This is a genomic window from Pseudomonas sp. TNT3 (assembly GCF_010095445.2).
Taxonomy (GTDB): domain Bacteria; phylum Pseudomonadota; class Gammaproteobacteria; order Pseudomonadales; family Pseudomonadaceae; genus Aquipseudomonas.
The window spans coordinates 58,047-83,485 of the sequence record NZ_WFGV02000001.1 but is presented as its reverse complement, the minus strand read 5'-3'; the positions used below and the strand labels follow the sequence as shown (position 1 = coordinate 83,485).

Below are 25,439 nucleotides of genomic sequence, written 5' to 3'. Positions count from 1 at the left end.
GGCAGTGGGAAAGTCATTCGATCAAAAGACCTTGAAGTTATAGAGCATTCTTACAGGTGCGCGTTCCACTTTCCTGTCGGATGAACCTCGAACCGCGTGACGGGGTCTACGCTGTTCCTGCCTTCTGGAGATCGCCCGTGCATTTGTTTCGACTCAGCGTTGCTTGCCTGTTGGCTATTTCAAGTGCCGGTACCAGTGCGCGCGAATATGCCTACAGCGATGCGCATCTGCATTACGTGGATTTTTTCCAGGAAACGGCGGGCATGCCCAAATTGCTGAAGGCCATGTCGGTTAATCGAATTGAGCATGTGATGATTTCCGGCATCCCCGTCGCCAAGAAATGGCATGAAGACGAGCCGAAACGTCCGCGCTATTACGCCGGTGACGACGCTGATGCTTACTGGTACAGCGCCACTGACGTGATCGTCGCCGCAGCAGTGAACAAGCTGACGGCCGAGCAGCGCCGGCACTTCCATCCGTTTCTGTCTGGCTTCAATCCCAACGATAAAAACTCCGCTACGCACATTCAGCGCATGCTCGATCTCAATCCAGGCTTGTGGCAGGGCATCGGCGAAGTATTCACCCGGCACGATGACCTGACGGCGCTGACGTCCGGCGACACGCCACGTGCGAATAACGAAGCCATGACACGGATCTATCACCTGGCCGCTGAGAACGACCTGCCGGTAATGGTGCATTCCAACATCACGTCCAAGCGTGAGAAGAATCCGCTGTATCTGTCGGAAATCGAAGAACCGTTGCGCAACCATCCGCATACCCGGTTCATCTGGGCTCATGCGGGCACCAGCGCGGAAATACACCGGCACCAGGTTGAGCTCGAATTTCTGTTGCCAACCCTGACGCGGATGCTGGAAAAGTACCCCAATCTGTTTATAGATTTGTCGTGGAGCGTGCTCACGCCTTATCTGCTGGATGAGCAGGGCAAGCCTCGGGGCGAGTGGTTGAAGCTGGTGGAGCGCTTTCCGGAGCGCTTCATGCTCGGCTCTGACGTGGTAGGACGTTTCAACAAGCTCGGCAAGGAAATGCGCAGCTTTGATCCGTTTCTCGATGCGTTGCCGGAGGACGTCGCCAGAAAGGTCGCTCGAGACAACTTCCTGGCAATCCTGCCGAGAGCGGTTCCTCGATAACAGCATTGGCGCACCACCGAATTGGAGCATAGCCTTGCCGCCCTGTAGGAGCGTCGAGTGTGGCGAGGGGATTTATCGGAATGCCGCACCACCCCGTTCGGCTGCGCAACAGTCGTAAGATTTTGGGGCCGCTGCGCGACCCAACGGGGATAAATCCCCTCGCCACAGTCGACAGCTCCTACAGGTACGAGATTGTTCGGGATCGAATGGCAACAGGCAAAAAAAAGCCCCGCATTGGCGGGGCTTTTCTCGTCGACCAGGTTTAGCTGCCTTTGACAGCCTTGCCGTTGACGGTACCGTCGAGGAGCATGATGTTGTACTCCTTACCGTCGGTTTCAACCTGTTGCAGGCGAACCAGCAGGTAATCCCAGTCCTTGGCGAACCACAGCACAGTGATGCGTTTGCTTTGTGTCGGATCACGTACGCGTTCAACCTTGATCGCATCGATCTGACCGGCCTTGGTGTCGACTTTTTCCGAGCCCAGCACGCGGAAGTCGTAGGTATCGACTTCGCCATCATCGACAACCTGATAGCTCATGCTTTTCTTGCCGGCAGCGACGTCATGCTGCAGCGCCAGCTGATACGTGGACTTGTCGACCATGCCGCGATTGAGCGGGAGCTTGACCGGGTCACCACGATCGGTGCCGGTGACCATTTTGGTGGTCCAGTCAAAATCCAGGTCCGCCTTCTTGGCCTTGCCCAGTCCACCACGTTCGAAGTGGTAGGACTGCGGGAGCAGGGTGTCCTTGTCCAGCGTCAGCGTGCTTTCTTCGGACAGGCTGGCGATCATCATCGACGCTTTGAAGCTGAGCTTCCAGACGCCGTTGGCTTCCTTGGTCAGGCTGCGTGACGCCGTGCCGCTCATGGGAAGCTGCTTCCAGTCGGCGGTGTAGCTGGCGGAGAAAGGTTGAAGTTCTGCAGCCTGCGCAAACGGCAGGGCGAGCAGAGCGCAAGCGAAGAGCAGGGCGCGACGCATAATATCTCCTAGGTTCGAATCAAGTGGCCGCTGGCTGCGAGCAGCTGCCCGTCCAGTAAAGCACCTTGCCCGCCGAGTGATAAACGACCTTCGGCAAACCAGCGTACGGCCATCGGGTAGATCAGGTGTTCCTGGGTATGGACCCGCTGCGCAAGACTCTGCGGCGAATCGTGTAACTCTACCGGTATTACTGCCTGTACGACCAGTGGTCCGCCATCGAGTTCCTCGGTGACAAAGTGCACGGAGCAGCCGTGTTCGGTATCGCCGGCTTCCAGCGCGCGCTGATGGGTGTGTAACCCTTTGTATTTGGGCAGCAGCGAGGGATGGATATTGAGCAGTCGACCCGCGTAGTGGCGGACAAAGTCAGCGCTGAGAATGCGCATGAAGCCGGCCAGTACCACGAGTTTTGGATTGAAGGCGTCGATCAGTTCGATCAGCGCGGCATCGAAAGCTTCGCGGCCCTCGAAAGCCTTGTGATCCAGGGCGCGGGTGTCGATACCCGCATCCCTGGCGCGTTGCAGGCCGTACGCGTCGGCGCGGTTGGAAATCACCGCAGCGATACGGACCGGGCTGTCGCCGGTCCGTGTGCTGTCGATCAAGGCCTGCAAGTTACTGCCGGTGCCGGACAGCAGCACCACCACATCACAGGTCTGGGACATCAATGAGCCTTGAGGTTCTTCAGTTCAACCTGAGCCGCGCCTTCGGCAGCGGTGGAGATCTGGCCGATAACCCAAGGCTGCTCGCCGGCTTCACGCAATACGTTCAGCGCAGTTTCCACGTGCTCTTGAGCAACGCAGATCACCATGCCAACGCCGCAGTTCAGCACGCGGTGCATTTCGTTTTCGTCAACGTTGCCTTTTTCCTGCAGCCAGTCGAACACGGCAGGGCGGGTCCAGCTCGCCACGTCAACCACGGCTTGAGCGCCTTTTGGCAGAACGCGCGGGATGTTGTCCAGCAGGCCACCACCGGTGATGTGGGCCATGGCTTTGACCGCGCCGGTGTCCTTGATCAGCTTGAGCAGCGGCTTCACGTAGATGCGGGTCGGGGCCATCAGCAGGTCGGTTAGCGGTTTGCCGTCGAGCTGGATGTTTTCGATGTCTGCACCCGACACTTCGATGATCTTGCGGATCAGCGAGTAGCCGTTGGAGTGCGGGCCGGAAGAAGGCAGGGCGAGCAGGGCGTCGCCGGCCGCGACTTTCGAACCGTCGATGATTTCGGATTTTTCCACGACGCCGACGCAGAAGCCGGCCAGGTCGTAGTCTTCGCCTTCGTACATGCCAGGCATTTCAGCGGTTTCGCCGCCGACCAGGGAGCAGCCGGACAGTTCGCAGCCAGCGCCGATACCTGTGACAACCTGGGTCGCGGTTTCGACGTTCAGTTTGCCGGTGGCATAGTAGTCGAGGAAGAACAGCGGCTCGGCGCCGCACACCACCAGGTCGTTGACGCACATGGCGACCAGATCGATGCCGATGCTGTCGTGCTTGTTCAGGTTCAGCGCCAGACGCAGCTTGGTGCCGACGCCGTCAGTGCCGGAAACCAGAACAGGCTGCTTGTAGCCGGCCGGGATTTCGCAGAGGGCGCCGAAACCGCCCAGGCCGCCCATGACTTCCGGGCGCGCAGTGCGCTTGGCGACGCTCTTGATGCGTTCGACCAATGCTTCACCGGCGTCGATGTCTACACCGGCGTCCTTGTAGCTCAGGGAGGGTTGCTTGCTCATGATCCAGGCCTTTAGGGGGGATTCAGGGGTAACGACCGAGTCCAGCGGGACCGCAGAAACAGACGAAGGCGAGTGCCGTTCGCGAATTTCAGTGGGCCCGGCTGTTGCCGGTCTGCGAAGGCGCGCGATTTTATCAGGCTTGAGGGGCAGCGGCCATCCTCAGGCCGACAGCAGGGGCATATCAGCCAAAAAAAAACGACATATCTCGTTTTGGTCGCATCCTTCATGGCTGTATAAGGTATCGCTATTAACCGTCTATCGTTATGACAGTGCAAAAACATCCCGGGGTCGGGTGAATGTTTTGTCGGGGAGCGTGGTCACAGCCTTGCTCATTCGGTTCACGCGGCCTGTTCCAGCCGCTTTCGTCGTCAGGAATCTTCCATGCGTTCTTTTTCGAAATTTTTGCTTGCAGGCTGTTTGTCTTTTTTCAGCCTGGCGAGTCATGCCGAAACCCTGAAAAGTCTTTATCAGGTTCGCCAGCCGGTCAGTGGTCAATCGCCTGAAATCCGTGATCAGGCGACTCAGGAAGCACTGGATACCCTGGTGTTGCGCCTGACGGGTGATCCCAAGGCTGCGCAGAACCCGGGGTTGGCCGCCATCCGCAAGGACCCTCAGCAAATCATCAGTCAGTACGGTTTCGAGGCTGGACCGCCGGAAGTGCTCAAGGTTGATTTTGACCCGGCGACCACCGAGCAGGCATTGCGTCGCGCGGGCCTTTCGTTGTGGGGCGCCAATCGACCCTCGATCCTGGGTTGGTGGCTGAACGACGCCACCGAGGGTTCGAGCCTGGTCGGTGATGGCCAGGCCGCCGCCGTGCCACTGCGTCGTGCGGCACAGCATCGCGGTCTGCCGTTGCGTTTGCCGTTGGCGGACCTGAGTGAACAGCTGGTCGCTACCGCGCCAAATCTTGAGGGCACAGATGCCGCACCTCTGCGTGGTGCATCGGAACGTTACAACGCGGATGCGTTGCTCGCGGTGCATGCGCGTGAAGAAGGCGGCCAATGGCAGGCCAAGTGGAATTTGTGGATGGGCGATAAAAAAGAAGCGGGCAGCGTACAGGGCGCCGATCAGGCCGCAGTGGCTGACGCCGTGATGCTGGCGGTCAATGAACGCCTCGCGCCGCGATTTGTCGTCAAACCGGGTGCTTCGGGCGAGCAACTGCTGGAAGTACAGGGCATGAATCTGGAGCGATATGCGGCGCTCGGGCGTTTGCTGGAACCCTTCGGCATGCGTCTGCAGAGTGTGGATGGCGACCGGATTCTCTATCGGGTCAAAGGCAGCCCCGAGCAGTTGAAGGCTCAGTTGTCCCTGGCGAAATTGCAGGAACTTCCGGCCGGTGAGGCACCCGCTCCAGTACCACCGGTACAACCTGCCGTCGAGGGTTCCGCCCCTGCAGCAGCGCCCATCCCGGCACCGACACCGCAATTGCGTTTTCGCTGGTAGTTTTTCTTTCCTTTTCCTTATATAGAAGCAAGCAGGAGTGGTACATGGCCGATACGCGGCGTTGGTTCTGGTTGGGTGGGGTTGTCCTGCTCTGCGCGTTTGTCTGGCTCTTGCATCCGATCCTGACGCCATTTCTGGTGGCACTGCTGCTGGCTTATCTGTTCGATCCCCTGGTGGATCGGCTGGAGAAGGCTGGCCTGTCCCGAACCTGGGGCGTGGTGGCGGTGTTCGCGTTGTTCACGTTGATCTTCACCACACTGTTGCTGGTGTTGGTGCCAATGCTCGCCAAGCAACTGTTCCGCTTGTACGAGTTGGCGCCGCAGATGCTCGACTGGCTGCAACACACAGCATTGCCATGGGCGCAATCGAAGTTTGGCTTGTCTGACGGCTTCTGGAAGTTCGACAAGCTCAAAGCTGCGATCAGCGAGCATATGGGCCAGACCACGGACATTGTTGGCGTGGTGTTGAGTCAGGCGACCGCTTCAAGCCTCGCGGTGATCGGCTGGCTGGCGAATCTGGTGCTGATTCCTGTGGTGAGTTTCTACCTGCTGCGGGACTGGGATCTCATGATGGCCAAGATCCGCAGCCTGCTGCCGCGAGATCGTGAAGAGCGCATCGTGACCCTGGCAGGCGAATGCCACGAAGTCCTGGGGGCGTTCGTGCGCGGGCAATTGCTGGTCATGGTGGCGCTGGGCGTTATCTATGCCGCGGGCTTGATGCTGATCGGTCTTGAGTTGGGGCTGTTGATCGGTCTGATTGCCGGCCTCGCGGCCATCGTGCCTTACATGGGGTTTGTCATCGGGATCGGTGCGGCGTTGGTCGCGGGCTTGTTCCAGTTCGGGGGTGACCTGTATCCCATGATCGGTATCGTCGCGGTGTTCATGGTGGGTCAAGCGCTGGAAGGTATGGTGCTGACACCGTTGCTGGTGGGAGACCGAATCGGCCTGCACCCGGTCGCGGTGATTTTTGCGATTCTGGCGGGGGGTGAACTGTTCGGTTTCACCGGCATTCTACTGGCGTTGCCGGTGGCCGCAGTGATCATGGTGCTTGTGCGCCATATGCATGATTTGTATAAGGATTCGGACATCTACGGCGGCGAGGACGAGCCCCAGCTTTAATGTTCACGGATCGTTCATGACGTCTCGCCCGGTCACATGCCGGGCGGGTGCGCATTCGTTGGGTAGCTGTCGCATTCACCGCCAAAGAAACTGTCACAAAACCAGTGCGTTAACGCAAACCTTTGATTTTGCTTGTGGTCTGTCGCATTGTGCGGCCAGCGTCACGGGTATAAACTTCGCAAACTTTACACAGAGGCCACTAACGGTTCCCTTGGAACTGTTCAGTCAGCATGAAACCGATTCAGCTGCCCCTAGGTGTGCGTCTGCGTGATGACGCCACCTTTATCAATTACTACCCAGGCGCCAATGCCGCTGCACTCGGCTATGTCGAGCGGCTCTGCGAAGCCGACGCCGGCTGGACTGAAAGCCTGATCTATCTGTGGGGCAAGGACGGGGTAGGGCGTACGCACCTGTTGCAAGCCGCCTGTTTGCGCTTCGAACAGTTGGGCGAGCCGGCGGTGTATTTGCCGTTGGCAGAGCTGCTGGATCGCGGCATCGAAATCCTCGACAACCTTGAACAATACGAACTGGTCTGCCTGGATGATTTGCAGGCGGTCGCCGGGCGTGCCGATTGGGAAGAGGCGCTGTTCCATCTGTTCAACCGTCTGCGCGACAGCGGCCGGCGCCTGTTGATTGCCGCGTCGACGTCCCCGCGAGAATTGCCGGTGAAGCTGGCGGATCTTAAATCCCGGCTGACGCTGGCCTTGATCTTCCAGATGCGTCCGCTCTCCGATGAAGACAAATTGCGCGCATTGCAGTTGCGTGCTTCCCGTCGCGGCCTGCACCTGACGGATGAAGTCGGGCATTTTATTTTGACCCGCGGGACCCGCAGCATGAGTGCGCTGTTCGAGTTGCTCGAGCGACTCGATCAGGCCTCTCTTCAAGCTCAGCGCAAGCTGACAATTCCGTTTCTAAAAGAAACTCTGGGTTGGTAAAACCACCGTCCTGCAAGGCTTTCGGCGCATTTCAGGCGTCAGAAATTCCGCTTTCCTACGCGTTGCAGGCTGCGAGAGTGTCTAAATGGGGCTTTAGCGCTTAGATGTAAACGCGAAACCGAAAAGTCACATAAAGTTCGATTGAATTTGCAAATGAGGATGATAGCGGGCATAGTCTCGGCTTCTTTACAACTATCAGCCACGGTCGTGCCCATGCTAAATCGCTTCGCACCCCTCGTGCCTCTCGCACTCGTTACCCTGTTGTTCGGTTGCGCTGCTCACTCTCCAGTTTCCGAGCAGACGTCACAGCAGCAACAGCAGCAGCAGTTCAAAAACACTATCACCGCCCAAGCTTCTTCCGTTCAATACCTGGAAGAGATGGCCACCGAAAAAGAACTGGCGACCTTTGCTGATGGCAAGTCGTACCAGCTTCCGGTTCTGGCCGACAGCATCCTCGAACGCGGCATGTCCCTGATCGGTACCCGTTACCGTTTCGGCGGTACCTCTGAAGCCGGTTTCGATTGCAGTGGTTTCATCGGCTACCTGTTTCGTGAAGAGGCCGGCATGAACCTGCCGCGCTCCACTCGCGAAATGATCAACGTTGATGCTCCGCTGGTCTCGCGTAACAATCTCAAGCCAGGTGACCTGCTGTTCTTTGCCACCAATGGTCGTCGCGGTCGCGTCAGCCATGCCGGTATCTACCTGGGCGATGACCAGTTCATCCACTCCAGCAGCCGCCGCAGCGGTGGTGTTCGGGTTGATAGCCTGGGCGACAGCTACTGGAGCAAAACCTTCATTGAAGCCAAGCGCGCACTCGCGATGGCTCCAACTGTGGTCACGGCGCGCAAGTAAGCTCACAGTTTGTAAGGTGAACTTAAAGTCTTACTTGAAGTTTGCCGTATAGCGTCTAGAATCCTGATCTATTATTGATGGCAAACCGCCTGCGTTACGCGCAGGCGGTTTTCTTTTCTGCCTTTCCGGTGGGAATAGCCGCAGCCAGATCAGGATGTTCTGCTTATGACGACGTCGGCCCGCCTCACCCTCTTGCTTTTCGCAGCGTTGCTCAGCGCTTGCGCCAGCCGCACTCCACCGCCAGCCGCGCCGGTTATTCGCGCTCCCATCGTATTTGGCCCTGCCCAACCTTTTTCGCCTGAGGCGGAAGACGTGCTGTTTCGTGCGTTGGGCCTGGTGGGAACGCCTTATCGCTGGGGCGGCAACACGCCGGACTCGGGGTTTGATTGCAGTGGACTGATTGGCTACGTCTACCATGATGTCGCCGGTATTACCCTGCCGCGTACCACCCGCGAGATGATCGGCATGCAGGCCGCCAGCGTGGGCAAGGAAGGTCTGCAAACCGGGGATCTGATCTTTTTCGCCACCAACGGTGGTTCCCAAGTCAGCCATGCCGGGATCTATGTGGGTGAAGGCCGCTTCGTTCATGCGCCAGCCACTGGCGGTACGGTGAAGCTGGACAGCCTGTCCAAGGCTTATTGGCAGAAGGCATACCTGAGCGCCAAGCGAGTCCTGCAGCCGGAACACCTGGCACGCAATCCGTAACAGACGTCCGTTGCGCCCAAAAAGATTACGTTGGATAGAAAAATCGCAGCTGTCTGCAGCATCTGAATGGACGAACCTACGTCCCCGGAAGCTGCCGAAAGCTGCGATTTTTTTTGACCTTATTTAACTGCCGACACCCGCCAAACCTTGTTTCCTACGTCATCTGCCACCAGCAATGAACCCTGCTGATCGATCACCACACCCACTGGCCGGCCCATGGCTTTTTCGTCTTCATTAAGGAAGCCAGTCAGCACATCGATCGGCTGCCCAGTAGGCTTGCCTGCGCTGAACGGCACGAAAATCACTTTGTAACCGCTGTGCGGCTTGCGATTCCATGAGCCGTGCTGACCAATGAACGCGCCTTCCTTGAACTGGGCTGGCAGCGTGTTGCCTTGCGCAAACGTCAGGCCGAGGGAGGCGGTGTGTGGGCCTACCGCATAATCTGGAGCAATTGCCTTGGCCACCAGATCAGGGTTTTGTGGCTCAACGCGAACGTCTACATGCTGGCCGTAATAGCTGAACGGCCAGCCATAAAAGGCACCGTCCTTGACCGAGGTGATGTAGTCCGGCACCAGGTCACTGCCGATTTCGTCACGCTCGTTGACCGCGGTCCACAACGCGCCGCTATTCGGTTCCCATGCCATGCCGTTGGGATTGCGCAGGCCCGAAGCGAAAATCCGGTGATTGCCGGTCGCGCGATCCACTTCCCAAATGGCCGCGCGACCTTCTTCCTTGTCCATTCCGTTTTCCGCGACGTTGCTGTTGGAGCCTACGGTGACGTAAAGCTTGCTGCCATCCTTGCTGGCGATAACGTTTTTAGTCCAGTGGTGGTTCAGCGTGCCACCCGGCAAGTCGACCACTTTGATCGGTTGCGATTTGATCGCCGTGTCACCGTCTGCATAGTGGAAACGCAACAAGCGGTCGGTGTCGGCGACATACAGGTCATTGCCGACCAGGGTCATGCCGAAGGGCGAATTCAGGTTCTCCAGAAACACGGTGCGGGTTTCAGCGATGCCGTCGTGATCCTTGTCCCGCAGCAGCGTGATGCGATTCGGACTCGGGACGCCGGCCCCCGCGCGTCCCATGACGGTCTTCATGACCCAGCCTTTTATGCCTTTGCCATCATCGGGTTTTGGCGGCGCGTTGGTTTCTGCCACCAGCACGTCACCATTGGGCAGCACGTAGAGCCAGCGTGGGTGATCGAGCCCTTCGGCAAATGCGGCCACCTGAGTGCCGGCCGCGGCTGTCGGTTTGGCACCGTCAGCCCAGCCAACGGCCGGGGCGATGTTCACCGTCGGTATCAGGGTCTTGTTCGGTTCTGGCAACTTCGGTGACGGACCGGTGCCGTCGGAGACTTGCAGGCTGGAGGTCTCACCGCAGGCGACGAGACCTCCGGCGAGCGCGATGACGAGAACGAACTGGGGTTTGCGCATGCTGATCTTCCCTTTGAATGCATTGACCTGATCAGTAGAGAAGCGCAAATGTGCGATGGTTCAACAGGGCACAATCAATCAAACGATCTGCGGCAGTTAATCGCGCAGACAAGTCCCGTCTTTAATTGACGCTCCACCCCCAACCCTCTAACCTTCGCGGCTTGTTTCAGGTGCTCTGTGACGTCGTCGACAGAGTGAAACAGGGAAGCCGGTGAGTGATCGCTTTGTTGCACGAAGCTTCGCGATCCCGGCGCTGCCCCCGCAACGGTAAATGAGTAAAAACTGCGCCTTGTGCCACTGTGTCGATTATCGGCATGGGAAGGCGCGCAGTTCGGCGTCAAGCCGCTCATGAGCCCGGAGACCGGCCTGATCCATCCAGCGGCATCACGGTGGGCGATGCCAGGCTTTTTGCCGTCTATTCTTGTGCCTGCCCGCCGTTATCCAGCCCCAACGGAGAGCTTCCCCATGACTGATACCCCTGATCGCGACGAACGCCACCTGGCGCGCATGTTGCGCAAAAAAGCCGTGATCGACGAACGCATCGCCAACTCCCCGAATGAATGCGGCCTGCTGCTGGTGCTCACCGGCAACGGCAAGGGCAAAAGCAGCTCGGCGTTCGGCATGCTTGCCCGGTCCATGGGGCACGGTATGCAGTGTGGTGTGGTGCAGTTCATCAAGGGGCGTAACAGCACCGGTGAAGAACTGTTCTTCCGCCGCTTTCCGGAGCAGGTGCGTTTTCATGTGATGGGCGAAGGTTTCACCTGGGAAACCCAGGACCGCCAGCGTGATATTGCTGCTGCCGAAGCGGCGTGGTCAGTTTCTCGTGAATTGTTGCGCGATCCGTCGATTGGTCTGGTGGTGCTGGACGAGTTGAACATCGCGCTCAAGCACGGCTATCTAGACCTCGATCAGGTACTTAGCGATTTGCAGGCCCGCCCGCCGATGCAGCACGTGGTGGTAACCGGGCGCGGTGCCAAGCCGGAAATGATTGAACTGGCTGACACCGTCACTGAAATGGGCGTGATCAAGCATGCGTTCCAGGCCGGGATCAAAGCGCAAAAAGGCGTCGAATTGTGAATCAACCCCGTCATTGCCCCGCGGTACTCATCGCCGCGCCGGCGTCCGGTCAGGGCAAGACCACCGTCACCGCTGCACTGGCCCGTTTGCATCGCAATCAGGGGCGCAAGGTTCGGGTGTTCAAGTGCGGCCCGGACTTTCTGGACCCGATGATTCTCGAGCGCGCCAGCGGTGCGCCGGTCTATCAACTGGACATGTGGATGGTTGGCGAGCAGGACAGCCGTCGGCTCCTGTGGGAAGCCGCGGGTGAGGCAGACCTGATCCTCATTGAAGGCGTCATGGGGCTGTTCGACGGCACTCCGTCCAGTGCCGATCTGTCGCGGCATTTCGGTGTGCCGGTGCTGGCCGTGATCGACGGCACGGCCATGGCGCAGACCTTTGGTGCGCTGGCCTTGGGGCTGGCGCGCTATCAGCCGGACTTGCCGTTTGCCGGCGTATTGGCCAATCGGGTCGGTACGGTGCGCCATGCGCAATTGCTCGAAGGCAGCCTGACGGAAGGGTTGCGTTGGTACGGCGCATTGTCCCGGGAAACCGGGATCGAATTGCCGAGCCGGCATCTCGGCCTGGTGCAAGCGGGTGAATTGAACGACCTGGATCTGCGCCTCGATGCCGCCGCCGATGCACTGGCCGGCAGTTGCGAAGTCGCGTTGCCCCCGGCCGTGGAATTTGCTGCGCCGGATGTGATCGTCGCCGAGCCTTTGCTGGCGGGCGTGCGGATTGCCGTGGCCCGTGATGAAGCGTTCGCTTTCACCTATGGCGCGAGCCTGGATTTACTGAGGGCCATGGGTGCCGAGTTGCTGTTTTTCTCGCCGATCCGGGACGCCCAGTTGCCCGAAGCGGACAGCCTGTATCTGCCAGGCGGTTATCCGGAATTGCACCATGTGGCGCTGTCTCAGAACACCTCGATGATGGATGCGATTCGTGCTCATCATAGCGCTGGTAAACCGCTGCTGGCCGAGTGCGGTGGCATGCTGTACCTGCTCGATTCATTGACCGATGTCGATGGCACGCGCGCCGAGTTGGTCGGCTTGTTGGCGGGAGATGCAGTGATGCAAAAGCGTCTGGCCGCGCTGGCGTTGCAAGCGGTCGATTTGCCCGAAGGCTCACTGCGCGGGCATACCTATCACCACTCTTTGACCAGCACCGAGCTGCAGCCGATCGCCCGTGGGCTGAGCCCGAACGGTGGGCGCGGCGCCGAGGCGGTTTATCGTGAGGGGCGGATGACGGCTTCTTACGTGCATTTTTACTTTCCGTCGAATCCGTCCGCGATTGCTGCGCTGTTTGCGCCTGACCGTGAAGTAGCCATCGCTGGCAGGTCGAGTCGTCGCACCGCAGCTCCCACAGTTGATCACCTGCTCCCTGTGGGAGCTGGCTTGCCAGCGAACAGGCCATGACCGACAACACATTTTCTGAAGCCGAACGCGATGCAGTCTATCGAGCCATCGCCGAACGCCGCGACATGCGCCACTTCAGCGGTGGGACCGTCGAGCCCGAACAGCTGCAACGCTTGCTACAGGCCGCCCACCAGGCGCCCAGTGTCGGCTTGATGCAGCCTTGGCGTTTCATTCGCATCAGCGACCGGGCCTTGCGTGGCCAGATTCAATCGCTGGTGGAAGACGAGCGCATTCGCACTGCCGAAGCCCTAGGCGAGCGCACCGACGAATTCATGAAGCTTAAAGTCGAAGGCATCAACGACTGTGCCGAAGTCCTGGTTGCCGCGCTGATGGACGATCGCGAACGGCATATTTTCGGCCGTCGGACATTGCCGGAAATGGACCTCGCCTCAGTGTCCTGCGCGATCCAGAACCTGTGGCTGGCGTCTCGTGCCGAAGGGTTGGGCATGGGCTGGGTGTCGCTGTTCGAACCCCAGGCCTTGGCGGATTTGCTGGACATGCCCGAAGGCGCCAAACCGGTTGCCGTGTTGTGCCTGGGCCCGGTGAAAGCGTTTTATCTGGCGCCAATGCTGGTGCTCGAAGGTTGGGCGCAGGCGCGTCCGCTGAGCGAATTGCTGTATGAAAATGTGTGGGGAGTGAATCAATGAGTGTGGCGTTGTTGAGTGTCGCCGCCGTGGCGCTGGATGCGCTGGTGGGTGAACCCAAACGCTGGCATCCGCTGGTGGCGTTCGGCCGATTTGCCGACCGCATCGAGCAACGTTTCAACAGTGGTGGACGCGGCTGGCGCAGCCATGGCGTGACCGCCTGGGTAATCGCTGTGCTGCCGCTGACCTTGTTGGCCACGGCGTTTTCCTGGGCGCCTTATGTCGGTTGGATCGTGGAGATTCTCGCGCTTTATTGCGCACTCGGCATGCGCAGTCTCGGCGAGCATGTCGAGCCCGTGGCCAAGGCCCTGCGCAGCGATGATCTGGAAGAAGCGCGCAAACGCGTGGGGTATCTGGTCAGTCGCCAGACCAGCGAACTGGATAAAACCGAAGTCGCTCGCGCCGCGACAGAATCCGTACTGGAAAATGGCAGTGACGCGGTGTTTGCTGCGCTGTTCTGGTTTGCCGTGGCCGGCGCGCCGGGCGTGGTGCTCTACCGTTTGAGCAACACCCTGGACGCCATGTGGGGTTATCGCAACGAACGCTTCGAGCGCTTTGGCTGGGCGGCGGCGAAGATAGACGACGTCCTCAATTACATTCCGGCGCGGCTGGTCGCCCTGACTTACGCGCTGTTGGGGAAAACCCGACTGGCGTTGAAATGCTGGCGCACCCAAGGGCCGACCTGGGACAGTCCCAACGCCGGTCCGGTGATGGCGGCCGGTGCTGGCGCGCTCGGGGTCGAGTTGGGCGGGGCGGCGATCTATCACGGTGAATTGCATCAGCGTCCGTCGCTGGGTGAAGGTGAGCCAGCGAGTGCCGACTCCATTGATCGAGGCTGGCAATTGGTCCAGCGCGGGGTATGGTTGTGGCTGTTGATTCTCTGCGTGGGTGCTGAATTTTATGCTTGAACATGGTGGCCGTTTACGCAAGGCGGCGCTCGAGTACGGCATCGCCGAAGCGGATTGGCTCGACCTGTCCAGTGGGCTCGCGCCCTGGCCGTTTCCGGTCCCGGAGATCCCTTTGCGGGCCTGGGCACGCTTGCCCGAAACTGATGATGGTCTCGAACAGGCAGCCTGCGATTATTACGGGGCTACTCAAGTGCTGCCCGTAGCCGGCTCGCAAATGGCGATCCAGCTGCTCCCACGTTTACGTCGCTCCGGCAAGGTCGGGGTGCTGTCGCCCTGTTACGCCGAGCATGCCGAAGCGTGGCGCCGCAGCGGCTATATCGTGCGCGAGGTACTTGAACAGGAGGTCGACTTCTATATCGACAATCTGGATGTGCTGGTGGTGGTCAACCCGAATAACCCCACAGGATTGAGTCTGACGCCCAATCGCTTGCTCGACTGGCATGCGCGAATGGCACAGCGCGGGGGCTGGCTGGTGGTGGACGAGGCGTTCATGGACAACACACCTCATCTAAGCCTGGCACCGTACGCCCATCAAGTCGGATTGATCGTATTGCGCTCCTTCGGCAAATTTTTCGGTCTGGCCGGTGTGCGGCTGGGGTTCGTCCTGGCCGAGCGAAAGCTGCTCAAATTACTCGCGGAGCAGGTGGGGCCGTGGGCGGTCAGCGGACCGACCCGGGTGCTCGGTCAGGCGTGCTTACGGGATACCGAAGGTCATGCTCGCCAGCGTAAACGCACGGACGAAGCAGGCAAACGCCTGGCGCAGTTGCTTGAACAGTATGGTTTTGCGCCCCATGGCGGTTGCGCGCTGTTCCAGTGGTTGATGATCGAGCGCGCTGCAGAGCTGCATGAATTCATGGCCCGGCGCGGCATTCTGCTGCGGTTGTTCACCCACAACAGCAGCCTGCGATTCGGTTTGCCCGCGGATGAAGCGGACTGGGTCCGGCTGGAGCAATCGCTCCAAGCCTTCGTCAAGGAAACGCAATGACTACGTTGATGGTGCAGGGCACCACATCGGATGCCGGTAAAAGCACACTGGTGACGGCGCTTTGTCGTTGGGTGGTGCGCCAGGGTGTAAGTGTTGTGCCGTTCAAGCCACAGAACATGGCGTTGAACAGTGCAGTGACTGCCGATGGCGGCGAGATCGGGCGTGCGCAGGCGGTGCAGGCACAGGCTGCCCATCTGGAACCCCACACCGACATGAACCCGGTGCTGCTCAAACCCAACAGCGACACCGGCGCCCAGGTGATCATCCATGGAAGGGCGGTGACGACCATGAATGCCGTCGCCTATCACGACTACAAAGCCATCGCCATGCAAGCCGTACTCGCCTCCCATGCTCGCTTGAGCACGGCGTATCCGGTGGTGATGGTGGAAGGGGCGGGGTCGCCGGCCGAGATCAATCTGCGCGCCGGCGACATTGCCAACATGGGCTTTGCCGAAGCGGTCGATTGCCCGGTGGTGTTGATCGCCGATATCAACCGTGGCGGCGTTTTCGCGCATCTGGTGGGCACATTGGAATTGCTGTCCGCCAGCGAACAGGCGCGTGTGAAGGGCTTCATCATCAATCGATTTCGCGGTGACATTGCGTTGTTGCAGCCCGGCCTGGACTGGCTGGAGGCGCGCACTGGCAAACCGGTGATCGGCGTGCTGCCCTATGTGATGGACTTGCACCTGGAAGCCGAAGACGGCATCGACCAGCGTCAGACCGATAAGGCAGAGCAGGTGTTGAAAGTCGTGGTGCCGGTTCTGCCGCGCATCAGCAATCACACCGATTTCGACCCGCTGCGCCTGCATCCCCAGGTTGATCTGCAGTTCATTGGCCCCGGCCAACCGATTCCACCCGCTGACCTGATCATTCTCCCCGGCTCGAAAAGCGTGCGCAGTGACCTCGCGTTCCTGCGCGCCAACGGCTGGGACACCGCTATCGCCCGGCATCTACGTTATGGCGGGAAATTGCTGGGGATCTGTGGTGGCCTGCAGATGCTCGGTGAACAGGTGCATGATCCGCTGGGCCTCGAGGGCGCGCCGGGTTCCAGTGCCGGTTTGGGGTTGCTGGCGTTCGAAACCCAGCTCGAAGAAGAGAAGCAACTGCGCAATGTGCGCGGGCGTCTGATGCTGGAAGACGCTGTCGTCAGTGGTTATGAAATTCATGCCGGGGTGACCACCGGAACGGCGCTGGAAAACGCTGCGGTGCAGCTCGACGATGGTCGCTGCGACGGTGCGCAGAGTGCTGACGGGCAGGTGTTTGGCACCTACCTGCATGGTCTGTTCGAATCCCCGGCGGCCTGCAGTGCGCTGCTGCGCTGGGCGGGATTGGAGGAGGTGCAGGACGTGGATTATCACGGGTTGCGTGAGCGGGATATCGAGCGGTTGGCGGATCTTGTGGAGAAGCATCTGGATACCCGGTTGTTGCGCGAGCTCTGTGGTTTCTAAGTTCACCAGGCCGGCCTCATCGACGATTTCAAGGAATAAACCATGCTGCAACTGATCCTCGGCGGTGCCCGCTCCGGCAAAAGCCGTCTGGCCGAAAAGCTCGCCTCTGACAGCGAACTGGCGGTGACCTACATCGCTACCAGCCAGCCTCTTGACGGTGAAATGAGCCAACGGGTGCTCCATCATCGCGCCCGTCGTCCAGCCGATTGGGCGCTGATCGAAGAACCCCTCGAGCTCGCTCGCGTGCTGCGTGAAACCGCTGGTGCTGACCGCTGCCTGCTGGTCGATTGCCTGACCCTGTGGCTAACCAATCTGCTGATGCTCGACGATGCCGAGCGGCTGACGGTCGAGCGTGAAGCGCTGCTGGATTGCCTGGCGTCGCTGCCGGGTGAAATCATTTTTGTCAGCAACGAGACCGGAATGGGCGTCGTGCCGCTCGGCGAATTGACGCGTCGCTATGTCGATGAAGCCGGTTGGCTGCATCAGGCCTTGGCCGAACGCTGTCAGCGCGTCGTACTGACTGTCGCTGGTCTGCCCCTGACTTTGAAAGGAACCGCGTTATGACTCAATCCTGGTGGCTGAACCCTTGCAAGTCCATCGACGCCCAGAGCGTCGAACAGGCTGAGGCCCGGCAACAGCAGCTGACCAAGCCCGCGGGTTCCCTCGGTCGTCTCGAGTCGGTGGCGGTGCAGCTGGCGGGGATGCAGGGGCAGGTCAAACCCACCCTCGATCACCTGTGGATCGCCCTATTTGCCGGTGACCACGGTGTGGTTGCCGAAGGTGTGTCTGCTTTTCCCCAGGAAGTGACCGGGCAGATGCTGCACAACTTCGTCAACGGCGGCGCGGCGATCAGTGTGCTGGCGCGGCAGTTGGGCGCTTCGCTGGAAGTGGTGGATCTGGGCACCATCAATCCGGCGCTGAATTTGACCGGCGTGCGCCATTTGAACATTGGTCCCGGTACGGCGAATTTTGTTGAAGCAGCGGCCATGACTCAAACCCAGGGTGAACTTGCCCTGCAGGCGGGGCGCGACAGTGCGCAGCGAGCACTGGCGGCGGGTGCGCAATTGTTCATTGGTGGCGAAATGGGCATCGGCAACACCACTTCAGCCAGTGCGGTGGCCTGCGCGCTGCTCGATTGCCCGGTGGTGCACCTCACCGGGCCGGGCACCGGGCTGAACACAGCGGGCGTCAGCCATAAAGCACAGGTCATCGAGCGCGCCTTGGCGTTGCACAATGCTCAGCGTGGCGATACGTTGCAGACGCTGTACAACCTCGGCGGTTTCGAAATCGCCGCACTGGTCGGCGCCTATCTGGCGTGTGCGCAGGAAGGCGTTGCAGTGCTGGTAGACGGTTTCATTTGCAGTGTCGCTGCGTTGGTGGCGGTGCGGTTGAACTCGCAATCTCGTCCATGGCTGTTGTTCGGTCATTGTGGCGCCGAGCCGGGGCATCGGCATGTGCTGGAAGCGCTGGGTGCTGAACCGCTACTGGATCTCGGTTTGCGCCTGGGCGAGGGCAGTGGTGCGGCGTTGGCGGTGCCGTTGCTGCGTCTGGCCTGTGACCTCCACGGCCAGATGGCGACTTTCGCCGAAGCCGCCGTTGCGGACCGTCCGGCATGACCTTGCGGCTTGATCTGTTGCGTCACGGGGAAACCGAACTCGGCGGCGGCTTGCGCGGCAGTCTCGACGATGCGTTGACTGACACGGGCTGGGCGCAGATGCGCGGGGCCGTCATCGAGCAAGGTCCGTGGGACCGTCTGATCAGTTCGCCGTTGCAGCGTTGCGCGCGGTTTGCCAACGAACTCGGTGCGCAATTGGGTTTGCCGGTGCAGCTGGAAAAAGATCTGCAGGAGCTGCATTTCGGTGCCTGGGAAGGGCAAAGTGCCTTGGCGCTGATGGAGACCGACGCCGAAGCGTTGGGCCAGTTCTGGGCTGACCCTTATTCGTTCACGCCGCCTCAGGGCGAGCCCGTCGTGGACTTTTCGGCGCGGGTATTGGCGGCAGTCCAGCGTCTGCACGCGACTTATGCGGGGGAGCGGGTGTTGTTGATCAGTCACGGAGGCGTCATGCGTTTGTTGCTGGCTCAGGCCCGGGGACTACCGCGCGAGCAATTGCTCAATGTTGAAGTCGGGCACGGCGCGTTGTTTTCGCTGGCGGTCGAGGCAGACGGTTTGTTGCGGGAAGCGAGCTGAAGATGCTGCCCTTCTGGATTGCCTTGCAGTTCCTGAGCAGCTTGCCGATTCGTCTGCCGGGCATGCCGGCGCCGCAGGAACTCGGGCGGTCGCTGCTTTTCTATCCGCTGGTGGGCCTGCTGTTTGGTGTGATTTTGTGGGCGATGAACGGGCTTTTGCTCGGTACGCCACTGTTGCTTCACGCCGCATTGTTGCTGACGATTTGGGTGTCGCTCAGCGGCGCTTTACACCTCGATGGCCTTGCTGACAGCGCCGACGCATGGCTCGGAGGATTCGGTGATCGAGAGCGCACTCTGACGATCATGAAGGACCCGCGAAGCGGGCCGATTGCCGTGGTGACACTGGTGCTGGTGTTGCTGCTCAAGTTCGCTGCGTTGCTGGCATTGATCGAACAGCATCACGGCATTGTCCTGATCATCGTTCCGCTGATAGGTCGAGCCGCATTGCTGGGGTTGTTCCTGACCACGCCTTATGTGCGTGCAGGCGGATTGGGGCAGGCGCTGGCCGATCATTTGCCCGGGTTGGCCGGTAAGCGTGTGCTGGCGCTCAGTGCGTTGGCCTGCGTACTGATTGCGGGTTTGAGTGGCGTTGTTGCGGTGGTGCTGGCTGCGCTGGTGTTTGTCTGGCTGCGACAGGTGATGTTGCGGCGATTGGGTGGGGCGACGGGGGATACGGCGGGAGCGATGCTGGAGCTGCTTGAGGTTGCAGTGTTGGTCGGCATCGTGTTGATCTGAGACTGACGTGCTGGCCGTTTTGTAGGCACTGTCGGGTGAAACGAGGTTGGGGTCTTTCTATCCCAACCTCATGTGTAACTTGATTTAACTGACTCGCGGGTATATACACGCATCATGCTCGACTCCCAATGTTTATGTATCAACCTGCGTCGCGCCGCTCGTGGCGTCAGCAGGCATTACGACGGCGCTCTCGATGGCTTCGGGATCAACGTCGCCCAGTATTCTCTTCTGTGCAATCTGCAGCGCCTCGATCAGCCGAGTATTTCCACTTTGGCTGAAGCCATGGGCCTTGATCGCAGCACGTTGGGGCGCAACCTTCGGGTGCTCGAGGGGGAAGGCCTGGTGATGCTGGTTGAGGGCGAGGACATGCGCAATCGCATCGTCAGGCTCACCGATGCCGGGGCTGAGCGCCTCGCAGCGGCCCTTCCGGCCTGGGAAGCGGCACAGCAGCGACTGGTTGATCGTCTGGGCGCCGAGAAGCGTGAAGTCTTGCTGAAATTGCTGGATGAACTGGCTTGAGGCCAGTTTGTTCAGTCTTAAGCGGGTATATACCCGCGACCGGAGAACAAGAATGACATCGATGTGGCGTACGTGTGGTTGGGTTCTGTTGGGGAGTGCGCTGATCCTGGCGTTATCGCTGGGCGTGCGGCACGGCTTCGGGCTGTTTCTCGCGCCGATGAGTGCCGAGTTCGGCTGGGGGCGTGAAACGTTCGCCTTCGCCATTGCCTTGCAGAATTTGATCTGGGGGCTCGCGCAGCCTTTCACCGGCGCCCTGGCTGATCGGTTTGGTGCGGCGAAGGTGGTGCTCATCGGCGGCATTTTGTACGCGGTGGGTCTGGTGTGCATGGGGCTGTCCGACTCGGCAGTGACCTTGTCCCTGAGTGCCGGGTTACTGATTGGTATCGGTCTCTCGGGCACGTCGTTCTCGGTGATTCTCGGCGTGGTCGGGCGCGCGGTGCCACCAGAGAAGCGCAGTATGGGCATGGGCATCGCCAGTGCTGCCGGCTCCTTCGGTCAGTTCGCCATGTTGCCGGGTACCCTGGGATTGATCGGCTGGCTTGGCTGGTCCGCGGCATTGTTGGTGCTGGGGCTGCTGGTGGCGCTGATCGTGCCGCTGGTGAGCATGCTCAAGGACAAACCGCTGCCGACGTTGGGTCATGAGCAAAGCCTCGCTGAAGCGCTCCGCGAGGCCTGTTCCCATTCCGGTTTCTGGCTATTGGCGTTTGGCTTTTTTGTCTGTGGTTTCCAGGTCGTGTTCATCGGCGTGCACCTGCCGGCGTATCTCGTGGACCAGCACCTGCCTGCCACCGTCGGCACTACGGTGTTGGCGCTCATCGGGCTGTTCAATATTTTCGGTACCTACACTGCCGGATGGCTGGGTGGACGGATGTCCAAACCCCGTTTGCTGACCGGTTTGTACCTGTTACGGGCCGTGGTGATCGGGCTGTTCCTGTGGGCGCCGGTGACCACGACGTCCGCGTACTTGTTTGGCATGGCGATGGGGTTCCTGTGGCTGTCGACCGTTCCGTTGACCAACGGCACCGTGGCCACCTTGTTTGGTGTGCGAAACCTGTCCATGCTCGGAGGGATTGTTTTCCTCTTTCACCAGTTGGGCTCCTTCCTCGGAGGCTGGTTGGGCGGGGTGGTGTATGACCGGACCGGGAGCTATGACTTGATCTGGCAGGTAGCGATTCTCTTGAGCCTGTTGGCTGCAGCGCTGAATTGGCCCGTACGTGAGCAGCCGGTGGCGCGCCTGCAAACCCAACTGAGTGCGCTATGAACAGGCTCTGGCCATGCATACTCCTGGTGGGCGCTGGCGCGTTGCTGCTGGCACTGGTGTGGTGGGGTTGGCATCAGAGTGGGCTGGCGCTGATGCAGTTGGGCATGGGCGCTTGCTAGCAGGGCGTCAGGACGAGTAACTTCGTCCTGACGATCTTCTCAAGGATGCACGGTTATGCAGATGCGCTGGCTTGCAGTTCCCGCGTTATTGGTTGCGTTTTGTGGTGTGGCCCAAGCGGCGGAATGTCCGGAACTGTTGCAAGGTTCGTTGCCGAAACTGCGTGCCAAGGAATCAATCGACCTGTGCCAGCGCTTTGCCGGCAAGCCTTTGGTGGTGGTCAATACCGCAAGCTTCTGTGGGTTCGCCCCGCAATTCAAAAGCCTTGAGGCGTTGAATCAGCGTTACAAGGCGCAAGGCCTGGAGGTAATCGGCGTTCCTTCCAATGACTTCAAGCAAGAGTCCAAGGACGGTGCCGAGACCGCCAAGGTCTGCTACGTGAACTACGGCGTGACGTTCACCATGACCGAACCGCAGAACGTCCGTGGCGCCGATGCGACTCATCTGTTCAAGGTGCTCGCCGAACAGACCAGCGCCCCGAAGTGGAATTTCTACAAGTATGTGGTCGATCGCCAGGGCAAGGTGATCGCCAATTTCTCCAGCCTGACCAAGCCCGATGATCCGGAATTTATTGCTGCGGTGGAGAAAGCCCTGGCTTCGCAACCCTGATTGCCACCCACTAAAAAGCCCCGCCTCTGAACCAGAGAGCGGGGCTTTTTTGATTCAGGTAGCGAGCCGTTCAGGTTCGCCGTGAATCATCAGAAGCGGTAGGTTGCACCCACACCGAAACCGTTCGCCCAGTTTTCGTACTTGGCGTTGTAAGTCTGGCCACGGTCGTTGCTGTTGTTGACCTTGACCGCCTCTTCACGCAGGTACGAGTACGCCACGTCGATGGTCAGGTCGTCGGTCGGGCTCCAGCCAGCGCCCAGGCTGAAAATCTTGCGATCGCCAGTCGGGATGCGTGGGGAGCGGTCTTCGTTGTTGGTCGGTGCCTGGTCGAAGGACAGGCCGGTACGCAGTACCCATTGCTTGTTCAACTGGTAGGACGCGCCGATGGCGTGAGCCCAGGTGTCGTGCCAGTTCTGTTCTTCGGTGATGGTCCCGAATTGACCATTGAGGACCGCTGGAACGCCGCTGTTTTCAACGGTGATCTCTTTCAGGCGGCTCCAGCGAGTCCAGGTGCTGCCTGCGTAGAGGGTCCACTGGTCATCCAGCTTGTGCGTGACCGAGAAGTCCACCGACTCAGGCGTCGTCAGGTCCAGGGAGGCATCGTACTTCTGGCTAGGGTTCTGACCGATCAGGCCCAGGACGTTGTAATTGACCTTGGTGTTGCCTTCGAGCTTGTACTTCACTTTCGAGTGGTAAGTCAGGCCGAGGCGGGTGCTGTCGGTGGCTTGAACCAGCACGCCGATGTTGTAGCCCAGCGCGGTGTCGTCACCCTTGATCTTGACTTCGCCATCTGGCGCGGCCTGGGTGATCGACAGGTTCGATTCCAGCTTGCCGTCGATGCGGTTGATGGTCGGACCGAAACCGATGGACACCTTGTCGTTGAAGGCGTAGCTGACAGTCGGTTGCAGGGTCACGATTTTAACGTCGCTCTTGCTGCCGAAGTAACGGCCAGCGAAGCCTTGCTCATAGTCGGTCACCAGGCCGAATGGAGCATAGACGCCCACACCGACTGCCCAATGGTCGTCGATTGGCTTGACGTAGTAGCCCATAGGTACGGCGATGAAGGGCACCATGTCGCCTTTGTTGCTGCCGCTGTTCGGGCTGGAGCTGGCGTTGCTGATATCGGTGTGTGCGTCGAGCATTGCAGCGCCGCCGGTGACTTGTTCGCGCTTGATGCGCGACATGCCGGCAGGGTTGCCAAAAATGGTGCTTGCGTCATCGGCAGAGGAAGATCGCCCGGCAAAACCTGTACCCATCCCGCTGATACTTTGTTCGTTGATGGCAAAGCCAGCTGCAAAGATCTGGGTGGATGCCAAGGTAACGGCGAGGCTAAGGGTGGTTTTGAGCATTGCTTTTTTCATTATTAGAACTCCTGGTGATCACCGGGGCGAAAATTACCAACATTTTCGTCCCAGCGCTATAGGCTGTATCGCTTGAGTTAGAGCGGTTTTGTAGGACAATCCGACCAGATTCGCGACCTGTTGTGCGATCTTTTGAAATGGGCGGATCAGCAGGCGACCTGATTCAAAGTTGAAACACAAGTTTGCCAGGCGTAGGTGAAGTCTCTCAGGCGTCCTTGGGGCTGGAAGGTTTGGCGCCAGATTCGGGCCATTCCCAGCAGGTCGTCTGCTTCGGGGAGCGAGGTGTTTTGTTCTTCGACCAGTAGCCAGGCGATGGCAGTGGCGTAACGCAGGTTGACGGTCAGTTCCAGGTGCGGGCTGCTCAGGAAAGCGTGTTGACTCGCCAGGCCTCTTACCAGGCTGGCGCGTTCCGGATCCAGGGCCAGGTAATGGTCCCAGAGCGCCTGATGACGGGGTTCGGCGATTCGGTAGAGGCCATGGCCGCGGCGGTCATGAAGAGCGGATCCGAGGGCAGACTGGCTGGCGGCAATGCCCAGCAACAGGGATTCGGCAGTTGCGCTATGACGTCCGAGGTAGAGCAGGGTCGGACGGATCACATAACGGCACAGTTCGCTGGCAGCGATACCCATAAAGCCCTCGAAACATGAAGTGGGCGGCGATGCCTGAAGGGGCCTTGGCAGCAGTGAGTCGACTCAGGCTCGCCGGAAGCGGATCACGCCGCTTGAGTTGAAGTGTAGTGTCATATTCGCGCTGTAAAGGACTGTTTTTAAAATATTTCCGGCGACGAGTTATAACCGTTATATCGGTTAGTACTTAGGCCCAGGCGGTAGAAAGGGAAATATCAGGCAATAAAAAGCCCCGCTATTGAAGCAGGGCTTTTGAGGTTTTCAGCCTTTCTGGCGTATCAGGCAACCAGTGCCTGACGAGTACGGTCGATCACGGCCTGCAGCGGTTCTGCGCTGGAGTATTGATCGGGGTACAGGCGTTCGCTGTGACGAGCGATGCCGTGTTCGTTCACCAGAGTGAAGCTGAAGCAGCCTTTGCGAGCGGCCATGATCAGGCAGTTCATTGGTGCAAAAGCGTTGGTTAAGGTGCGAATTGCATCTTGGGTGTGGATTTGAGTAGTCATTATTGGGTGTTCCTACAAGCGACACGGATAAGAGCCGTGCAAAATTAAAACGTTCCAGTGACGACGACCACCGTTGGTCGAACGAAGAACCCGACTGGAACAAAGCAGCCAGTTTGAAGCGCTGATAATTGGCGCGCTTGGGCTGGCAGGTAGGTACTTAGGAGGGCAGGCAACACATCAAGGGCAAAGGTTCTGGGCCCGGGGTGAAGATCCTGATCAATTTGCAGGCTGGTTCGGTCAGAGTAAGTGAGCTTGGCAACACCCTTTGCTTTTGATTCAAAGGCTGTGTTGACACAAGGTTTACCTGGAAACCATCGAGGTGGTCGATCCCGCTTGTTCGGTGGAGGCTTCCTTTGGGAAGGCTGACCGGGGGGATTTGTTCGACCAGAATTGACTTTCAGCTTGGTACTAACGCCGCGGATACTAACGGATTGAATTTGAGAATGGAAGTGTGTTAGCAAAAAAGATTGCCATTGGCGCATTGAAAAGGGGCAGGCGGACGCTGATTTGCGTGATTGCGCAGGCCCATAGCCCATCATCCGACGGCTGGTGCGTCGTTTTGCAGCCAGCTTGAATCAGCATGACGCACGGTAAACCGAGGGTTATCCCCAGCATCATCCATCAAAATGCGTCAAAAAAGCGCACCGATATAACCGCCTTGCAGGTACTTGTGCACATTAGTTGCGAACGTTGTCACCCCGCTGTCATCTGGCCTTCAAACGCAGTGGGTGCCTGTAA

27 protein-coding genes and 1 riboswitch are annotated in these 25,439 nt (G+C 59.5%); of the genes, 20 read left to right on the top strand and 7 right to left on the bottom strand.

The window, feature by feature from the left end; genetic code table 11:
* Window positions 1-137: 137 nt before the first annotated feature.
* Complete coding sequence (locus GBC55_RS00385) at window positions 138-1,148, top strand: amidohydrolase family protein (RefSeq protein ID WP_162436069.1); 1,011 nt, start codon at window positions 138-140, stop codon at window positions 1,146-1,148.
* Between the two features lie 262 nt (window positions 1,149-1,410).
* Here GBC55_RS00385 and GBC55_RS00380 read toward each other — a convergent pair whose 3' ends face one another.
* From GBC55_RS00380 to purM, 3 genes are read right to left on the bottom strand one after another with little or no spacing between them, the layout of a single operon-like run.
* Complete coding sequence (locus tag GBC55_RS00380; protein ID WP_162436070.1) at window positions 1,411-2,124, bottom strand: DUF3108 domain-containing protein; 714 nt, start codon at window positions 2,122-2,124, stop codon at window positions 1,411-1,413.
* Between the two features lie 8 nt (window positions 2,125-2,132).
* Window positions 2,133-2,783: a phosphoribosylglycinamide formyltransferase gene (gene purN / locus GBC55_RS00375; protein WP_162436071.1), complete on the bottom strand. Its 651-nt coding sequence runs from the start codon at window positions 2,781-2,783 to the stop codon at window positions 2,133-2,135.
* Window positions 2,783-3,841: a phosphoribosylformylglycinamidine cyclo-ligase gene (gene purM / locus GBC55_RS00370; RefSeq protein ID WP_133836547.1), complete on the bottom strand. Its 1,059-nt coding sequence runs from the start codon at window positions 3,839-3,841 to the stop codon at window positions 2,783-2,785. Before purM ends, purN begins: the two co-directional genes overlap by 1 nt.
* A gap of 381 nt (window positions 3,842-4,222) precedes the next feature.
* On the opposite strand from purM, the gene GBC55_RS00365 reads away from it, so the two are divergent.
* The 5 genes from GBC55_RS00365 to GBC55_RS00345 all read left to right on the top strand — a co-directional run bounded on the left by GBC55_RS00365 (window position 4,223) and on the right by GBC55_RS00345 (window position 8,894).
* Entirely contained in the window at window positions 4,223-5,284 is a 1,062-nt protein-coding gene (locus GBC55_RS00365) for a DUF2066 domain-containing protein (RefSeq protein WP_162436072.1), read from the top strand.
* A gap of 44 nt (window positions 5,285-5,328) precedes the next feature.
* Window positions 5,329-6,402, top strand: coding sequence for an AI-2E family transporter (locus tag GBC55_RS00360; RefSeq protein ID WP_162436073.1), 1,074 nt, complete (start codon window positions 5,329-5,331; stop codon window positions 6,400-6,402).
* Window positions 6,403-6,632: 230 nt separating this feature from the next.
* Window positions 6,633-7,337, top strand: coding sequence for a DnaA regulatory inactivator Hda (gene hda, locus GBC55_RS00355; RefSeq protein ID WP_008033543.1), 705 nt, complete (start codon window positions 6,633-6,635; stop codon window positions 7,335-7,337).
* A 213-nt stretch (window positions 7,338-7,550) separates the two neighbouring features.
* Complete coding sequence (locus GBC55_RS00350; protein WP_162436074.1) at window positions 7,551-8,189, top strand: NlpC/P60 family protein; 639 nt, start codon at window positions 7,551-7,553, stop codon at window positions 8,187-8,189.
* A 165-nt stretch (window positions 8,190-8,354) separates the two neighbouring features.
* Window positions 8,355-8,894, top strand: coding sequence for a C40 family peptidase (locus GBC55_RS00345; RefSeq protein WP_162436075.1), 540 nt, complete (start codon window positions 8,355-8,357; stop codon window positions 8,892-8,894).
* A gap of 119 nt (window positions 8,895-9,013) precedes the next feature.
* On the opposite strand, the gene GBC55_RS00340 is transcribed toward GBC55_RS00345, so the two are convergent.
* Complete coding sequence (locus GBC55_RS00340) at window positions 9,014-10,327, bottom strand: sorbosone dehydrogenase family protein (protein WP_162436076.1); 1,314 nt, start codon at window positions 10,325-10,327, stop codon at window positions 9,014-9,016.
* Window positions 10,328-10,478: 151 nt separating this feature from the next.
* A riboswitch (cobalamin riboswitch) is annotated at window positions 10,479-10,712 on the top strand.
* A gap of 80 nt (window positions 10,713-10,792) precedes the next feature.
* Between GBC55_RS00340 and cobO the strand changes: the two genes are divergently transcribed.
* The 14 genes from cobO (at window position 10,793) to GBC55_RS00275 (ending at window position 22,211) form a co-directional block, all read left to right on the top strand.
* The gene (gene cobO, locus GBC55_RS00335) at window positions 10,793-11,404 is read left to right on the top strand and encodes a cob(I)yrinic acid a,c-diamide adenosyltransferase (RefSeq protein ID WP_162436077.1); all 612 of its coding nucleotides are present in this window, start codon (window positions 10,793-10,795) and stop codon (window positions 11,402-11,404) included.
* Entirely contained in the window at window positions 11,401-12,798 is a 1,398-nt protein-coding gene (locus GBC55_RS00330; protein WP_162436078.1) for a cobyrinate a,c-diamide synthase, read from the top strand. Before cobO ends, GBC55_RS00330 begins: the two co-directional genes overlap by 4 nt.
* Window positions 12,795-13,445 carry a 5,6-dimethylbenzimidazole synthase gene (bluB, locus tag GBC55_RS00325; RefSeq protein ID WP_162436079.1) on the top strand — a complete coding sequence of 217 codons (651 nt, stop codon included), beginning with the start codon at window positions 12,795-12,797 and terminating at the stop codon, window positions 13,443-13,445. The genes GBC55_RS00330 and bluB overlap by 4 nt, the downstream gene beginning before the upstream one ends.
* Complete coding sequence (gene cbiB / locus GBC55_RS00320) at window positions 13,442-14,350, top strand: adenosylcobinamide-phosphate synthase CbiB (protein WP_162436080.1); 909 nt, start codon at window positions 13,442-13,444, stop codon at window positions 14,348-14,350. The genes bluB and cbiB overlap by 4 nt, the downstream gene beginning before the upstream one ends.
* Window positions 14,343-15,335, top strand: coding sequence for a threonine-phosphate decarboxylase CobD (cobD, locus tag GBC55_RS00315; RefSeq protein ID WP_162436081.1), 993 nt, complete (start codon window positions 14,343-14,345; stop codon window positions 15,333-15,335). Before cbiB ends, cobD begins: the two co-directional genes overlap by 8 nt.
* Window positions 15,332-16,783, top strand: a complete 1,452-nt coding sequence (locus GBC55_RS00310) for a cobyric acid synthase (RefSeq protein ID WP_162436082.1) — start codon at window positions 15,332-15,334, stop codon at window positions 16,781-16,783. Before cobD ends, GBC55_RS00310 begins: the two co-directional genes overlap by 4 nt.
* Window positions 16,784-16,825: 42 nt before the next feature.
* Complete coding sequence (gene cobU, locus GBC55_RS00305; protein WP_162436083.1) at window positions 16,826-17,347, top strand: bifunctional adenosylcobinamide kinase/adenosylcobinamide-phosphate guanylyltransferase; 522 nt, start codon at window positions 16,826-16,828, stop codon at window positions 17,345-17,347.
* Entirely contained in the window at window positions 17,344-18,399 is a 1,056-nt protein-coding gene (gene cobT, locus GBC55_RS00300; RefSeq protein ID WP_162436084.1) for a nicotinate-nucleotide--dimethylbenzimidazole phosphoribosyltransferase, read from the top strand. The genes cobU and cobT overlap by 4 nt, the downstream gene beginning before the upstream one ends.
* Window positions 18,396-18,971, top strand: a complete 576-nt coding sequence (cobC, locus tag GBC55_RS00295; protein ID WP_162436085.1) for an alpha-ribazole phosphatase family protein — start codon at window positions 18,396-18,398, stop codon at window positions 18,969-18,971. The genes cobT and cobC overlap by 4 nt, the downstream gene beginning before the upstream one ends.
* 2 nt (window positions 18,972-18,973) lie before the next feature.
* Window positions 18,974-19,705, top strand: coding sequence for an adenosylcobinamide-GDP ribazoletransferase (locus GBC55_RS00290; RefSeq protein ID WP_162436086.1), 732 nt, complete (start codon window positions 18,974-18,976; stop codon window positions 19,703-19,705).
* Window positions 19,706-19,819: 114 nt separating this feature from the next.
* Window positions 19,820-20,224, top strand: coding sequence for a MarR family transcriptional regulator (locus GBC55_RS00285; RefSeq protein WP_162436087.1), 405 nt, complete (start codon window positions 19,820-19,822; stop codon window positions 20,222-20,224).
* Window positions 20,225-20,276: 52 nt separating this feature from the next.
* A complete protein-coding gene (locus GBC55_RS00280; protein ID WP_162436088.1) occupies window positions 20,277-21,485 on the top strand; it encodes an MFS transporter in 1,209 nt (402 codons plus the stop codon).
* Window positions 21,482-21,604: a hypothetical protein gene (locus tag GBC55_RS29760; protein ID WP_281508176.1), complete on the top strand. Its 123-nt coding sequence runs from the start codon at window positions 21,482-21,484 to the stop codon at window positions 21,602-21,604. Before GBC55_RS00280 ends, GBC55_RS29760 begins: the two co-directional genes overlap by 4 nt.
* A 55-nt stretch (window positions 21,605-21,659) precedes the next feature.
* A complete protein-coding gene (locus GBC55_RS00275; RefSeq protein ID WP_162436089.1) occupies window positions 21,660-22,211 on the top strand; it encodes a redoxin domain-containing protein in 552 nt (183 codons plus the stop codon).
* 89 nt (window positions 22,212-22,300) lie between these two features.
* Here GBC55_RS00275 and GBC55_RS00270 read toward each other — a convergent pair whose 3' ends face one another.
* From GBC55_RS00270 to GBC55_RS00260, 3 genes are all read right to left on the bottom strand, one after another.
* A complete protein-coding gene (locus GBC55_RS00270; RefSeq protein ID WP_162436090.1) occupies window positions 22,301-23,572 on the bottom strand; it encodes an outer membrane protein transport protein in 1,272 nt (423 codons plus the stop codon).
* A gap of 146 nt (window positions 23,573-23,718) precedes the next feature.
* A complete protein-coding gene (locus GBC55_RS00265) occupies window positions 23,719-24,201 on the bottom strand; it encodes a hypothetical protein (protein ID WP_162436091.1) in 483 nt (160 codons plus the stop codon).
* Between the two features lie 275 nt (window positions 24,202-24,476).
* Entirely contained in the window at window positions 24,477-24,701 is a 225-nt protein-coding gene (locus GBC55_RS00260) for a hypothetical protein (RefSeq protein WP_162436092.1), read from the bottom strand.
* Window positions 24,702-25,439 lie beyond the last annotated feature (738 nt).